This is a genomic window from Gottfriedia sp. OAE603 (genome assembly GCF_040543965.1).
Lineage (GTDB): Bacteria > Bacillota > Bacilli > Bacillales > Bacillaceae_G > Gottfriedia > Gottfriedia solisilvae.
This window is the reverse complement of the sequence record NZ_JBEUNN010000001.1, coordinates 879,050-893,352: the sequence shown is the minus strand read 5'-3', so window position 1 is coordinate 893,352 and position 14,303 is coordinate 879,050. Positions and strand designations below refer to the sequence as shown.

At 31.3% G+C, this 14,303-nt stretch carries 16 protein-coding genes; 4 read left to right on the top strand and 12 right to left on the bottom strand.

From position 1 onward, the window contains the following. Window positions 1-43: 43 nt before the first annotated feature. On the bottom strand, window positions 44-958 hold the full coding sequence (locus tag ABID96_RS04435; RefSeq protein WP_192600999.1) for a DUF1835 domain-containing protein: 915 nt from the start codon (window positions 956-958) through the stop codon (window positions 44-46). 189 nt (window positions 959-1,147) lie between these two features. Continuing rightward, window positions 1,148-1,276 carry a YuzL family protein gene (locus ABID96_RS04430; protein ID WP_087999824.1) on the bottom strand — a complete coding sequence of 43 codons (129 nt, stop codon included), beginning with the start codon at window positions 1,274-1,276 and terminating at the stop codon, window positions 1,148-1,150. Window positions 1,277-1,380: 104 nt separating this feature from the next. Between ABID96_RS04430 and ABID96_RS04425 the strand changes: the two genes are divergently transcribed. The 3 genes from ABID96_RS04425 to ABID96_RS04415 all read left to right on the top strand — a co-directional run bounded on the left by ABID96_RS04425 (window position 1,381) and on the right by ABID96_RS04415 (window position 4,837). Next, window positions 1,381-1,623 (top strand): YkuS family protein, encoded by a 243-nt coding sequence (locus tag ABID96_RS04425; RefSeq protein WP_087999823.1) that lies wholly within the window; start codon window positions 1,381-1,383, stop codon window positions 1,621-1,623. Window positions 1,624-2,591: 968 nt separating this feature from the next. Continuing rightward, on the top strand, window positions 2,592-4,559 hold the full coding sequence (locus ABID96_RS04420; RefSeq protein WP_192600998.1) for a methyl-accepting chemotaxis protein: 1,968 nt from the start codon (window positions 2,592-2,594) through the stop codon (window positions 4,557-4,559). A 122-nt stretch (window positions 4,560-4,681) separates the two neighbouring features. Continuing rightward, complete coding sequence (locus ABID96_RS04415; RefSeq protein ID WP_087999820.1) at window positions 4,682-4,837, top strand: DUF1540 domain-containing protein; 156 nt, start codon at window positions 4,682-4,684, stop codon at window positions 4,835-4,837. Between the two features lie 250 nt (window positions 4,838-5,087). Here the strand turns inward: ABID96_RS04415 and ABID96_RS04410 are convergent, their stop codons facing one another. From ABID96_RS04410 to ABID96_RS04385, 6 genes are all read right to left on the bottom strand, one after another. Next, complete coding sequence (locus ABID96_RS04410; protein ID WP_192600997.1) at window positions 5,088-5,456, bottom strand: hypothetical protein; 369 nt, start codon at window positions 5,454-5,456, stop codon at window positions 5,088-5,090. 117 nt (window positions 5,457-5,573) lie between these two features. Further along, window positions 5,574-5,900, bottom strand: a complete 327-nt coding sequence (locus ABID96_RS04405) for an antibiotic biosynthesis monooxygenase family protein (protein ID WP_192600996.1) — start codon at window positions 5,898-5,900, stop codon at window positions 5,574-5,576. 133 nt (window positions 5,901-6,033) lie between these two features. Then, window positions 6,034-7,734 carry a methyl-accepting chemotaxis protein gene (locus tag ABID96_RS04400; RefSeq protein ID WP_192600995.1) on the bottom strand — a complete coding sequence of 567 codons (1,701 nt, stop codon included), beginning with the start codon at window positions 7,732-7,734 and terminating at the stop codon, window positions 6,034-6,036. A 172-nt stretch (window positions 7,735-7,906) separates the two neighbouring features. Next, window positions 7,907-9,067, bottom strand: coding sequence for an MFS transporter (locus tag ABID96_RS04395; RefSeq protein WP_192600994.1), 1,161 nt, complete (start codon window positions 9,065-9,067; stop codon window positions 7,907-7,909). 232 nt (window positions 9,068-9,299) lie between these two features. Then, window positions 9,300-9,668, bottom strand: coding sequence for an ArsR/SmtB family transcription factor (locus ABID96_RS04390; protein WP_192600993.1), 369 nt, complete (start codon window positions 9,666-9,668; stop codon window positions 9,300-9,302). Then, window positions 9,668-10,093 carry an SRPBCC family protein gene (locus ABID96_RS04385; RefSeq protein ID WP_192600992.1) on the bottom strand — a complete coding sequence of 142 codons (426 nt, stop codon included), beginning with the start codon at window positions 10,091-10,093 and terminating at the stop codon, window positions 9,668-9,670. Before ABID96_RS04385 ends, ABID96_RS04390 begins: the two co-directional genes overlap by 1 nt. Window positions 10,094-10,357: 264 nt before the next feature. On the opposite strand from ABID96_RS04385, the gene ABID96_RS04380 reads away from it, so the two are divergent. Then, window positions 10,358-11,005 (top strand): HAD hydrolase-like protein, encoded by a 648-nt coding sequence (locus ABID96_RS04380; protein WP_192600991.1) that lies wholly within the window; start codon window positions 10,358-10,360, stop codon window positions 11,003-11,005. Between the two features lie 143 nt (window positions 11,006-11,148). Here the strand turns inward: ABID96_RS04380 and ABID96_RS04375 are convergent, their stop codons facing one another. From ABID96_RS04375 to ABID96_RS04360, 4 genes are all read right to left on the bottom strand, one after another. After that, window positions 11,149-11,691 (bottom strand): histidine phosphatase family protein, encoded by a 543-nt coding sequence (locus tag ABID96_RS04375; protein ID WP_192600990.1) that lies wholly within the window; start codon window positions 11,689-11,691, stop codon window positions 11,149-11,151. A 25-nt stretch (window positions 11,692-11,716) separates the two neighbouring features. Continuing rightward, window positions 11,717-12,145: an NUDIX hydrolase gene (locus tag ABID96_RS04370; protein ID WP_192600989.1), complete on the bottom strand. Its 429-nt coding sequence runs from the start codon at window positions 12,143-12,145 to the stop codon at window positions 11,717-11,719. Window positions 12,146-12,315: 170 nt separating this feature from the next. Next, complete coding sequence (locus ABID96_RS04365) at window positions 12,316-12,606, bottom strand: hypothetical protein (protein ID WP_192600988.1); 291 nt, start codon at window positions 12,604-12,606, stop codon at window positions 12,316-12,318. Window positions 12,607-12,968: 362 nt separating this feature from the next. Next, complete coding sequence (locus tag ABID96_RS04360) at window positions 12,969-14,171, bottom strand: CapA family protein (protein WP_377896672.1); 1,203 nt, start codon at window positions 14,169-14,171, stop codon at window positions 12,969-12,971. Window positions 14,172-14,303 lie beyond the last annotated feature (132 nt).

The window sequence follows — 14,303 nt, the reverse complement described above, 5'->3', positions numbered from 1 at the left end:
ATCAGTGACTTCAGATTTTTAAATTGTATTCATTGTAACATCTTCATCTATGTATATGTACTCCACCAATCCACCAATCCATTCCGATTAAATCGAATCGACTGCTTTTCCCTTGTAATACATCTAATCCATTTTGTGTAATTTCTAATGTCGCAGTAGAAACTGGATGTTCAAAATTAGGCAAATTTGAATCTGATGTTATTAATGGGTATTTTCCAAGCATTAGTTCGTTTAATAATGAAGCAAAATAAAAATCACTAAGTCCATCATTTAATCTCGCACTAGATACCTTGTGAAATAGTTGATTAAACTGAAGCTTTCCTTCACTAATAAGTGATAAAGCTAAGTGTTCTACTTCATTTAAGCCTGTCTCAGTACTGGGAAAATAGCTTACATGTGATATCATCGCTTGTTTAAGAAATGGAAGTTCATGCTTTTGATTTTGAATCCACTTTTTCAATTCTTCTGGGTCATTCGATTGATAAGCTTTCCATACTGTTATTGCTTCTTCAATCTGTTTGGTTGTTACTGTTTTCCTTTGTGGTAAAAGATCAATCAATTGATTTGTTGTTAATTGACCTAGTCCATGAAAAGGATTAATACCCGGATACCGATCTATACTTACTAAGGAAATATCTTGAAAACCTAATGAAGATAGCTCTGACAAAAGATAAATCATCATACTTTGATCATACCGATCATGCTCAAACCAAAGTACAACTTCTTCCTTAAGTGACAATTCTTTTAGAAGACTATATTGATCCCTACAATTTTTCACAAAAAATGATGATGGAATCTTACATTTTTGTTCGAAGAAACTTGCTCTATTTTGATATAGCTCCTCGTTTGACCACATAAAGTTAAAAGGACCAACATCATACATCTCTCGCCAAACAATTACTTTTTCTAGATTCATTATTTTGTTTCCAACTACATCCCCATTCACAATATGAATCAAATTACTCCACCCTCTTTAAGAATTTTCATTACCTCGTTTAATTATATGTCGTTTTAAAATGACTAAATTCTATTTCTCCATTACAAGCCCTTATTCCTTGTACAAGTGAATAAAAACCTTTTCATACAAAAAACCATCTTATCACAGATGGTTTTTTGTGTAGACAAAGTATATAAACTTAGATTCGTATTAGTCTCTTTTTTGTTTTTTTCTAGAAGATGACTTTTCTACACCAGTTTCACTAGTAGTTGTACCTTGACCTTGAACATGAGATGACCCTAGTCCAATTCTAGAAGGATCTTTTTTCGTTTTTCCCATTTCACACACCTCCATTTTTACTTTTTCTATAATGAAACATCTTTATTCTAAGAATATTTTTCCTAAAAATAGTAAATCTTATATTTCTGAGGAGGTGTTTACGAATGGCAAAAATTGGAGTAGAGCAATCTTTAACAAATGTACAACAAGTATTGCGTGAAAAAGGTCATGAGGTTATTGAATTAAAACAGGAATCTGATGCAAATGGTTGTGATTGCTGCGTTGTTACTGGTCTTGATTCAAACGTAATGGGCATGCAAAATGTATCAACACAAGGATCTGTTATTGAAGCTAGCGGACTAACAGCCGAGGAAGTTTGTCAACAAGTTGAAAGTAGATTTCAATAATACTGTAAACTACCAGCCATATTAAAAAGTATGAAGAAACATTCCAATTAAAGGGTAAGCAAAATTTTAATAGAAATTTTGCTTACCCTTTATAAATTTTTTCTATTTATTATTCTTCCCATTTGCTATCTTACGATTATTTCTAAATTTTTAATAAGAATATTCTATTAATTATGTCTTGTCTCCAAGCTTTATATTAATAAACAAAAGTCTATCAATTCTAAATCATATCCCAATTAATTGGAAACGGATACAACATTGTATTTAGAACGAATTCCTACTTTTCTTGAGTAGGTCTAAGCATTATTTTAAAAATTAGCATGATCATTCTTTTAATCATTTGCCAGAAAATACAGTTTTTTAAGGCGTTCCAGAATCATTATTCTACATTTTTTGTGCTAAATATTTAGAAAAATCTTAATTATAGAACTTTTATTTTTTCCAAGATTTTTTATTAATTAGTGTGTATTATATGAAATTGTGTTATTAACTATATTTGGAGGATCGATAAAAAATATGACCGTAAGTAAAAGTTATGAAAATTTGCTTAAAAGTATGAACTATTCTTCTCTTGAAAAAGAAAAAGAAAGCATTATCAAAATACTTTCTCATAAAGAGACATTGGATCAAGATTTCTATAGCTTAATAAAAAAGCTAGAGCTAATTTACCAAATCACATTACATAAGTTTCAAAACAATGTTTCTAAGAAATACTCCTAGACCCTACAACTCTAATCAATTAGATTTTCTCCTACTATATATCCTTATAAATAAAACTAATGTTCTCATCAGAAACAACAACAATCCCACAAATGAAACTGCTTTAGAAAATGCACATACTATATTTTTTTGTCTTTTTTTAATGTTATTTTTTGGAAACGTTGCAAAGTAGTAAAAATTCTAAATTTAATATCCGAAATAAAGGTAACAGCTATTTATTTTACTTCGGAGAAAAGGAACGATAAAACATGTTAAATATTAAAATTCGCACAAAGTTATTATTATTTTTAGCTATTCTCATTGTCGTACCAAGTGCAGTAATCGGAATTTCTTCTTTTGTTAGCGCTAAAAACAAAGTAAAGGAAAATTTAGTACGAAGTGCATCAGAAAATGTTTCGTTAATCAATGATAACATTTCAAGTACTATTTCCAGTGAGTATAGATTAATTGGCTTATTATCTAAATCAATTAATAAAGACAGCTACCAAGAAGCCAATTTACCTTCTTTATTAAGTGAATTTCAAAATGTAATTGACACACATGAGGAAGTAAGTGCTTCTTATGTTGGAACTGAAGATGGGAACATTTTTATTTCTCCAAAGGTTGATCTTCCAGCAGGATACGATCCAAGAACAAGGGATTGGTACAAAGAGGCTAAAGGAAGTAATGGAGAAGTTATCATTACAAGTCCATATGAGGATGCAGCTTCAAAATCAATCATTGTGACAATTGCAAGAGCTTTACCAGATGGCAGTGGTGTTATCGCATTTGATATCACGTTAGATAAATTAAAAGAATTAGTATTAAACGTAAACATCGGTAAAACTGGATATCCATCAATGCTTGATACAAATAATAAAGTTGTTATTCACCCAACTATTAAAGCCGGTGATTCATTACCTAAAAATGTTACAGCTGGAATCGAAAAGAACTCGAAAGGACAATTTGATTATACTTATAAGGGTTCAAAAAAATACTTAGTTTACAATACAAATTCTCTAACTGGATGGAAAGTATTAGGTACGATGGAACAAAAAGAATTTTTGGATGAAGCAATGCCAATTCTTTTTACTACTGGTATCATTGTATTAGTTTTCTTAGTAATTGGGGCATTAATTAGTTTCTACATCATTCGTATTATCATGAAACCGATTAATGAATTATTACATGTAACAGAAAAAGTAAGTAATGGTGATTTAACTGCTAAAGTACAGGTAAGATCTAAAGATGAGTTCGGCGTACTTGGTAAAGCATTTAATCAAATGATCGAATCATTAATTCAATTAATTTCAAAATTAAATTTAACTTCAAACAAACTTGCAGAGTCATCAGAGCATTTAGCGATTACGATTACGCAAGTTAGTGAAATTACATCAAATGTAAATAGTTCAATGGAACAAATGGCTGCTGGTGCAGAAGTTCAAATGACTAGTACGAACGAATCTTCAATCGCTACAGAGGAAATTGCTTCAGGTGTTCAATATGTTGCAGAAAAACTTTCTGAAGCTAGTGAATCTTCTACAGAAGCAACACAAAATGTAGACGAAGGAAACGTGTTCATCCAGCAAGGTATAACTGAAATGAAAAATATTCATGATACAGTTAAAGATAATTCAAAATTGGTACAACAATTAGGTAAAAAGTCTTCTGAAATTAACGTTATTATTGATGTGATTAAAGGAATTTCTGAACAAACCAACTTGCTTGCTTTAAATGCATCGATAGAAGCAGCAAGAGCTGGAGAATATGGTAAAGGTTTCTCTGTAGTAGCCCAGGAAATACGTAAGTTAGCTGAAGCTTCAAAACGCTCAACAAGTGAAATTTCAGAGATCCTGTCTTCTATTCAAGGCGAGACTTCAACTTTAATGAGCGCTATGGAATTAGAAGAAAAACAAACCCTTAAAGGTCTTGAAGCAATTACTCAAACAGGTGAAAGCTTTAATAAAATTTTACATTCAATTACTGAAGTAAATAAGCAAATACAAGAAGTTTCTGCTACATCTGAACAAATTTCTGCTTCGACTGAAGAAATCTCTGCATCATTTAATGAAATTTCTAATATCGCAACTAGTTCATTTAATTCAACAAGATCAACTGTAACTGATACGAAAGAACAACTGAAAATGACAGAAGAAACAAGTGTTGCTGTTGGAGAATTAGCGAGACTGGCAATCGAACTTCAAGAAGAAATTGCAGCATTTAAAACGTCTGAATAAATAGTATAAAAAAACCTTATCGAATATATATCGATAAGGTTTTTTATTTAGTACATCTACAAAAAGTAAGTATCAATCGTCTATATAATGTTAATCATAACAATAAAGGAGGTGTCTAAATAATGGCACAAGATGTACTTTGCGAAGTTAACAATTGTAAATTCTGGGCTTCTGGTAACAAATGTAGTGCAGATGCTATTTATGTTGTAAGTCATAAAGGGAAACAAGCATCAAATACTGAGGAAACAGATTGTAAAACATTTGCTCCAGAAGTTTAATGTAGACTTGGGTAACCGACTAGATGGTTACCCTTTCTTTATTATATAGTATTGATAATAACTATCATTTTCATTCAAATACTTTCCATTTATTTTATTTTTTTACATTTACTTTCCCTTTTGTGACTGAATACATAATGATTGTTGATTTAAAGTTATTCCAATAAAGATCAAGATTGTTTCAGATTTTTATTACCTATTCGAAAAATGAAAAACAAAAAAAGCCATTTTATAATGGCTCGGGAAACAATTAAGATTGATTAATTGCTTTCATACCTTCTAAAATCACTTTTGCATCTGCGTTTAAAAAGTCTAATGCATCTTTTCTTACTAATAACATTGAATTATTAGAAATAATTTTTTTTAATTCACGCAAATCAAATTTGTTTGCACTTGTATTGATCGCTTGAATAACCAACAATTCTCTTCTTGTTAATTGCTCAAAACCATCATTTCTTCTGTTTGCTATAAAAGTTAATAATTCACGAGCATTACTATTCAAAAGCGTTTTATTTTCTCTAAGTATTTCAATGTTTTCTTCAATATACTTTCTTGCAATAGATAGTTCCAAACTTTCAACACTTTTATTTATATTTGTAATTAATTCTTGTAGGATCAAATTCTTTCTCCCCTTTAAAATGCTCTTATTTAATTTATCGGTTTAATTAAGATATATTAAAGGTTAATACACATTCTTTATCATAAAACTCTGAACTGATTTCTACTTTAACATAGTCTACATTTCAAAAAACGAATCCCGCTCGACCTTACATACTCTTAATGAATAAGACTCATACCATTCTTTTTTGCCACGTTCCTGGACAATTTTATGCGTCATATGTTCCTTCCAATGTTTAATGGACTCAAGCGAATCCCAATAAGACACTGTTATCCCTAGTTCCTCGTCTCGTGCACTTTCAACACCTAAAAATCCATTTTGTTTACTAGCCAGTTCAACCATTTTTTCAGACATCTTTCCATAACCATTATCACCTTTTGTTCTTTTAGAAACAAAAATGACTGCATAATAAGGTGGATTTGGTGTTTTTGCAAATGAACTCATAATCACTAATAACCTCCTTTAAAGAAATTTATTTATCATAATCATATATGTTTACCAGTGAATAGACATGCAAAATTCAAAAAATAAGCCATCAAGAATGATGGCTTATTAAAAATTTATATTTATGACAGACCTAGATCTTAAATCCTTTAACAGTATCCTGTAATTCCTCTGCCATTTTACTTAAAATATCTGCAGAAGCAGCCATTTCTTCCATAGATGCATTTTGTTGCTCAGCTGCTGCTGCAACACTTTGAGATTGGCCCGAGGCTTCAGCAGAAATCGTAGAAGTCATTTCTACAATTTGAATAATACTTTGAGAGCTTGCGTTGATTTCTTCAAAAATTGCAGATACTTCCTCTGTTTGCGAAGAAACTTCTTCGATCATTTTCACGATTTGTTTAAAGTTTTCACCTGACTCGGTTACAAGATTTATACCATCTTTAATTTCAGAAGAACCTTCTTCCATTGAAACAATAACTTTGTTAACTTCAAATTGAATAATATCCACTAGTTGAGATATTTGTCCTGCTGCATTTCTTGATTGTGTTGCCAATTTTTTAACTTCATCCGCAACTACAGCGAACCCTTTTCCTTGCTCACCAGCTCTTGCAGCTTCAATTGCTGCATTTAAAGCCAGTAAATTCGTTTGTTCGGAAATCTCAGTAATGATCGTTACGATTTTACCAATTTCATCTGACTTTTCACCTAATGAGTTTACAATTTCAGACGTATGATTAACCGTTCGGTGAATCATGTTCATTTGATTTACTGTTCTATCTAAAACCTTATTTCCATATATAGCTTTTTCTGAAGTTGATTGTGAATTTTCGGCTACTGTTTGAATAGAGAAAGCAGCTTGTTCCATTCCAGCTGAAATTTCTTTAACAACTGAATACGCTTCATGTGTACTTTTTTCTTGTTTTTCTGCACCTTCAGCAATGTAAATAATAGAGCTTGTAATCTGTTCAGATGCTCGACTTGTCTCTTCAGCACTTGCTGAAAGTTCTTCAGATGTCGCAGCAACTAGCTGAGAGTTGTACATAACATTTTCAATTAAGCCTTTTAAATTCTCTGTCATTGCATTGACATGATTTGCAAGCTCTCCAATTTCATCTTTATTTTTAATGTGAATTGGTTCTATTCCTAGATTACCATCAGCTACTTCTTTTACCTGACTAGATAATAAGATTAATGGTCTTCTGATACTTCGAACTAATAAATATGTTATAGCGATTGTAAAAATTATCGAACCAATAACGATGTAAATGTTGATATTTAAAGCATTCTTAGATTGCTCATCACTTTCGTTCGTTAACTTTTCTGAATTTTGGCTATTCAGCTTTGTTAATGCATCTAAATCGCCTTGCATCTTTTCAAAAAGAAGGACGCCATCTTTAAACGTTTGATTAGCCTCTTCCTTATTATTTCCGTTGCTTTCACTGATCACTTTATCCTTCTTATTAAGAAAAATCGTCCATCTGTCCTTTAATTGATTATAGTAGTTTTTCTCATCGCTACTTTCGATTAACTTTCCATATTTTTGAAACGAATCATTTAATGCGGCTGTCGTTTCAGATATTTTATTTTCGTATCCATCTTTTGTAGCTTGATCTTCACTTAACAAATGATTTTGAGTTAATGTCATAACATGTTCAGTATAATAATTAATATCTCCTATAAGTGATACTTTTGGTAGCACGGTTTTACTTAATTGCTGTGTATTATTGTTCAGTGTATAAGTATTTCTTAATGAAAAAGCACTTAGTGTAACCATGATTAACATGATTAACATTGATGTAGTAAATAATTTTTTACCTATCGTCCATTTCAATGGATGCTCCCCCCAGAGATAACAATTTTTTAATATTTGACATCCATTTTATCGGCCATTTTCACTAAAGAATTTAGTTGATTAATAGGTATTTAAAAATATAAAACGACAAATAAAATAAAAAAAGCGATACATTTATGCATCGCTTTTTTCCTTCTTTATGCAATTACGCCTAATTCATTTTTGCCACTGTTCTACTATTTAGAGAAAATGAATAGACAGCTGAGACCAATGCTAAAATGACAATTATGCCTCCCACTACTGCATTCGTCCTAGCAGTATATTCATTTATCAAAATCCCACCTAAACTAGATCCTAATGCGATTCCGATATGTGAAAAGGAATTATTTAGTCCTACCTGAATATCTGCTGTATCCTTCGCTGCTTTCGCAAGACTATCCTGAATGCTTGGGCTAAGAGACCAAGAAAAACACCCCCACAAACAAAGGATAATCATTAAACTGATAATAGAATTAGTTGCAATCGGAAGTAATAAGATTGAAATTGCTAACAATCCTAATAAGATTAAAATCGTTTTAGGTCCTCCAAACCGATCTGTAGACCATCCGCCAATCCAGCCACCTAAAATACCAGCTACTCCAAAAATTAGTAATGAGATACTAATCATTTTTGTAGATAATCCCATCGTACTTTGCAAAAATGGAGTTAAGTAAGTGTATATTGTAAAATGACCAGTTAATTGTAAAAATGAGATTAACTGAATTGATAAAATGCGTTTATTTTTTAATGTAGCGATTTGTTTAATTAATGGAATTGAAGGCTGTGGATTCACCTTTGGAAGAAACTTAATAATCCCTACCATTGATAATAAACTTAAAACGCCAACTAAAGCAAAAGTCATTCTCCACCCATAATGCTCTCCAATTAATGTGCCTAAAGGAACTCCAAACACTAAAGAAGAACTAATTCCCATAAAAATTACGCCAATTGCTCTCCCTCTAATTTCATTAGACACGATATTCGCTGCAGTAGTAATTGAAACGACAATGACAACTGAACAGCTTGCTGCAAGAATGATTCGTGCTATTAATAAAAAAGTAAAGTTAGGACTGACGATTGATAAAACATTTCCAATGAAAAATACGGTCATTGCAATTAGTAATAATTTTCGTCGCTCCACTTTTGATGTAATCGCAATAAATACTGGTGCTCCAATAGCAAAAACTAAAGAAAAGATCGAAACTAATTGGCCAACGATTCCTACCGATACATGTAAATCACCTGCAATCATTGCCAATAAACCTGTAATAATAAATTCTACTGTTCCAGCTACAAACGTAGCGATTGCTAAAATATAAATACCTTTATGCATTTCAATACCCCTCAAATATGAGCTTTCTATTCCTTTGATTTTTGCCACATTATATTATTATAACGTTATCGATACAAAAGTCTATTTAAAAAAAGAGACTTGTTAAATGTTATCAATAATAAACTTCTCAATTCTAATTATATATAGGCTCCTATCAATAATTAACATTAACAGATCCTAAATATAAAAAAACGAACCCATTATTAGGCTCGTCCTTTATACACCAAACTATTTACAAATCTTTATCATCTTTAGTCGGTACAACTCTAATACTATTCTCTTCATTGTTTTCGACAAGATGTTGGAGAATGGATAATTTATTAGACCAAAACTGATCATAATATGCTAACCATTGTTTCAATTCACGAAAAGCTTCAGGTTGTAAAGTATATCTTCTTTCTCTTCCAACCTTCCGATCAGTTACAAGCTCAGCTTCAGAAAGAATATGCAGATGTTTAGCAATTGCTGTTCGGCTCATCGTAAAATTACTTGATATCTCAGAAATCGGTAACTCTTTGTTCGCAAGTAATCTTAGAACTTCTCTTCTAGTCGGATCAGCTATTGCTTGGAACACATCATATTTTTGTAGGGAAGTAGACACTATTTCTCAACAACTTCTTTAAGTCTTGCAACTAAGCCAACCCATCCGCCATTCATGCGCTCGCGAATTTCTCCACTTTTTTGTTGTGGTTTTGGTAAGATTTCATCCGCTGGTTTCCAACCACCGTGAATTAATGTGAATTCAGTTTTGTCTCCAACTTCTTTTAATAGAAATGAAACAAACCAACCATCAAGATCCCATGTAAAAGTAATTTTGTTTGGTTCATCTACTTCTAATACTTTACAAGGAGATGGTCCGAATTGTGACTGTAAGTGAAACTCATGTCCAACAACCGCTTGAAAATCATTCGGCATAAACCATGATGAAATACCTTCTGCAGTTGAAACAAAATTCCATACTTTTTGAATTGGTGCATTGTATACGACTGTTTGTTTAATATCTTCTACTTGATCTTGAACGCTCATTATTCAATCCCTCTTTCAATTAATATAAAACCTTTTGGTTACATATCGAATTATATAAAACCTTTTGGTTTCATGTCAACAATATTTTCACAACTATTTTTGCCAACTATCTTATTTCTATCAATAAAAACATCAAACAATCCAACTGACTACAAACCGTTTTTGTACTCAATTCTTTTAAGACTCAGCGTTAAAATGTGTTTACCAACTATTAAATCAAATATGCTACCATTAAATAAGATTGAAAATTGGGGGATATTGTTTATGAAACGAGCAGCAATATTTGATATGGATGGCACTTTATTCCAAACACAAAAAATTTTAGCTACTTCTCTCGAAGATGTCTTTGAGTACTTACGGCAACAAAAATTGTGGGACAGCATTACACCTATAGATCAATATAACGAAATTATGGGCGTACCTTTACCTGTTGTTTGGGAAACCTTATTACCGCAACATTCACATGAAATTAGAGAGCACGCGAATGCATTTTTCCATCAGCGCTTAATCGAGAACATCCAATTGGGCAAAGGCGCATTATATTCAAACGTAATTGAAACTTTTGAACTGTTATTAGATCAAGATTATTTAATTTTCATTGCGAGTAATGGCCAAACTGAGTATTTACAATCCATCGTAAACTATTACAAATTAAATCAATATGTCAAAGAGGTTTTTAGCATTCAGCAAATCGAGTCACTAGATAAATCACTTTTAGCTGAAATGATTCTTAAAAAGTATCACCTGACAGAAGGTTTTGTTGTAGGTGATCGACTATCAGACATTCAATCTGCTAAAAAAAATTCCTTAACAGCTATCGGTTGTCGATTTGATTTTGCACAAGAAGCAGAACTTGCACATGCAGATTTTATCATTAATGATTTACTTGAAATAAACTCAATTCTGAAATAGGAATAAATGACTAAAAAAGAGCCTATCAATATGATAGGCTCTTCCTATTGTTAATTCGAGCTCTTGGACGTTTGTTTTACAGTGCAGCCAATCGGTCTCTCATCCTCCGCTTATTCACAATTTTTTGTTTAACATTTTATCATTCATCCATTCCAAATCCGTTTAAACTCAGTATGTTGAGGATCAATACTCAGTTCATATACATCTGGATTGCTAAGCATTTTCCATTGTTCAAAGCCGAACTCTGAATCAAAATGCATCAGCAATAATGACATTAAGTTACCATGAGTAACAATAATAGTATGCTCACTTTCATGATTGATGATTTCTTTAACTAACAAAAGAACTCTTTCAATCGCTTCTTTACTTGATTCTCCACCTTTAAACTTAAGTTCTAAATCAGAATAGGTTTCTTCTAATTTTGTAAGCCAATCTGGATATACCTTCGAAGTTAAAACTCGTTCAGCCAACCGATGATCAACTTCTAACTGTAATTGTTTATGGTTCACCGTTGGTTGAATTGATTGAACCGCTCTTAAAAAAGGACTGGAAATAATGCGATCAACTAGAATATTCGAAAAAAAATGTTTTAGCTTTAAAGACTGTTCAAACCCCTTTTGAGTAAGGCTTGATTCAGGTGGTTGTCCAGTTGCTTCACAATGTCGAACAATATATATTTTCTTCATACAGACTCTCTCCTACAACTTGATTCTACCTAGTCAAACTTATTTTTAATTCGGCTTGTTTAATACTTTCTTTTAAGTAAACAGGCGCTTTACTATGTCGTTCTATTTCACCTGATGACATCCATTTTACATCTTCTACCTCATCAGGACTTTTTGGGTAAGCAATGCCTGACTTATATTCACATAAAAATACAATATTCAAAACATGTTCATTTTTGTCTGTTACAAACGCAGAACTATATAGATAATTTACATTTTTTATTTCAACATCTACTTCTTCAAGCACTTCACGCTTAAGATTGCTCTCTAAAATTTCTACTGGTTGTTGCCCTAGTTCAACTGTTCCTCCAACTAATGAAAGCATTCCACCTGCATGTTCTTCTTTCTGACTTCTTTCTATAACTAACCATTTGTCTTCATGGTTGATTGCGGCTTCAACATTTACGATAAACATAAAAATCCCTCCGTTTTAACATTTAAGTAATTTCTATGTACTATATCCGAATTCCTCTTTAACTAAATTAAAAGTCTCTATTCTAATAGATTGGATACGAAAACAGCCAAGTAAAAAGCATTACTCCTTTAAAAGAAGTAATGCTCATCCAATTTCTATAAAAGTAGAGTTTATTCAACAGTCCGTTGTCTTAAGAAAAACATAACCAAAATATTAATAAAGAAAATACCAATGAAAGAAACGATTAATGTATATATACCTGAAAAAATATTAAAGCCATAATCTGCATTTAATAATAACCATATACTCCCACTACCTAGTACAAGTAAATTGATATTAAATGCAATCGACATAGTTGCCAAAATATTATTTGTATTCTTTTGCATTTTGACCTCTAACCAAACTGATAAAATAAGTGATACGAAAATAAAACTAAGGAAAGCAATAAATTGTAAATCCATTCTTATTCCTCCTATATTTTATTTGGTAATCCTCTAACCTTTTCTAGTAATAACTTTGATTCTCTATAAATTTACCAAAATCCTTCTTAAAATAGGATGCAATACATTTTTAAGAAAGAATACCTACTTTTACTTCAAAACTTTATTTTGTAAATACAAATTAACCCATTTAAGAAACAGTTAAAACTATATCTTTCGTCACATGATCATCTATTGATATACACTCATAGTCTTTAATAACAGGCTCTATAAAACAGTTTTTAATATTCCAATCTCAATGTGTGGAAAACTCATCGATTTCCACTCAAGGTTTACAGTGAAAAATAAAGAAAAGCATTCCTCCGAAGAAGAAATGCTTTTTTTTATTTTTCATATTTAGTCCAAGTAGACCCATTAATTTTATTTGACACTTGAATGATCTTATTTTTAACTCTTTTTGCTTCTGACCCTTTTAATAACATTGGTTGATAATTATTTCGGTAAGAAACAGATGAAACTGAAAATGGTACTACTTTAATCTGTTTTTGATTTGTTAAAGTGTTATTTTTGAAATGGAATGTTTGTTGGAAAACGAATGTATCTTTATCACTTGGATTTTTATTCCCACCAAACATAAAATTTCCTAAACTATAGGCTATGAATTTTCCTTTATACTCTTCAATTCCTTGAACTACATGAGGATGATGACCAACAATTAGATCTGCACCATGATCAATTGCATAATGGGCTAAATTTTTCTGAGTTTGATTTGGAACATATACTCTTTCAATTCCCCAATGGAAGTTAATCAGTACAATCTTTACTCCAGCTTTCCGCAATCGTTGTATGTCATTGTTTATTTTAACTCGCAATTCAGGAGAATCATTCCATCCTTCATAACCGAGTGCTCCAATTTTTATTCCTTTTACAGTTGTAATATATGAATCATTGTACCCAAAATAACCAATGTTCTGCTTTTTTAAAGAAATAATTGTATCATCATAACCTTTTTGCAAATAATCGTGACTATGGTTATTTGCTAGATTGACAGCTTCAATTCCTCCAAAAGTCAATATTTTCGCGTAAGAAGGGTCCCCTTTAAAACGGAACTTTTTCACTGCTTTCTTTGTTGCTTCTGTAAGAGCTGTTTCTAAATTGACTGTCGTAAAATCATCTTGTTTAAAAATATTATCCAATCTTTTAACAAAATGATCTAACCCATGCTTATTAGCCTCGTCCACAAATGAACCAGTAAAATAAAAATTTTCATCTGTTCCGATTGTAAAATCACCGGCTGTACTTACTTTAATTGTTGTTTCTGTCACTGGATTTACTTCTGGTTTCTTTACTGACGGTTTGACGATTGGTTTGTCATCTGATTTATTATCTGTTTTTTTTACAGGACTTTTATCTTCAATTGATTTTATATCTTCTTTATTTTCTGTAAGACTCTCGTGGTGATTTACTATGGTTGAATAAACATAATGACTAATAATCGTAATAAATCCAAATAGAGCTAAAATCATCATCCAAACTACAATATTTTTACTCTTGCTTCTCCTCGGATTGCTATTTTTGCTCCTCATATCATAAATCTCCTTATACTAGTATTAAGAATTTCACCGTAGGATATTTTAAAAATATTTTAAATAATTAAATAATGTGTTAACTATATTAAAACATCTTTTAAAAATTTTGTAAAAAAAAGAAAGTGAGCT

Coding starts and splice junctions, on each gene's coding strand:
- ABID96_RS04375 (WP_192600990.1), bottom strand. CDS start 11,691: ATGAAGAAAATATATATTGTTCGACATTGTGAAGCAACTGGACAACCA.
- ABID96_RS04430 (WP_087999824.1), bottom strand. CDS start 1,276: ATGGGAAAAACGAAAAAAGATCCTTCTAGAATTGGACTAGGGTCATCT.
- ABID96_RS04365 (WP_192600988.1), bottom strand. CDS start 12,606: ATGGATTTACAATTTATTGCTTTCCTTAGTTTTATTTTCGTATCACTT.
- ABID96_RS04395 (WP_192600994.1), bottom strand. CDS start 9,067: ATGCATAAAGGTATTTATATTTTAGCAATCGCTACGTTTGTAGCTGGA.
- ABID96_RS04370 (WP_192600989.1), bottom strand. CDS start 12,145: ATGTTTATCGTAAATGTTGAAGCCGCAATCAACCATGAAGACAAATGG.
- ABID96_RS04405 (WP_192600996.1), bottom strand. CDS start 5,900: ATGAGTTCATTTGCAAAAACACCAAATCCACCTTATTATGCAGTCATT.
- ABID96_RS04360 (WP_377896672.1), bottom strand. CDS start 14,171: ATGAGGAGCAAAAATAGCAATCCGAGGAGAAGCAAGAGTAAAAATATT.
- ABID96_RS04385 (WP_192600992.1), bottom strand. CDS start 10,093: ATGAGCGTTCAAGATCAAGTAGAAGATATTAAACAAACAGTCGTATAC.
- ABID96_RS04420 (WP_192600998.1), top strand. CDS start 2,592: ATGTTAAATATTAAAATTCGCACAAAGTTATTATTATTTTTAGCTATT.
- ABID96_RS04425 (WP_087999823.1), top strand. CDS start 1,381: ATGGCAAAAATTGGAGTAGAGCAATCTTTAACAAATGTACAACAAGTA.
- ABID96_RS04380 (WP_192600991.1), top strand. CDS start 10,358: ATGAAACGAGCAGCAATATTTGATATGGATGGCACTTTATTCCAAACA.
- ABID96_RS04415 (WP_087999820.1), top strand. CDS start 4,682: ATGGCACAAGATGTACTTTGCGAAGTTAACAATTGTAAATTCTGGGCT.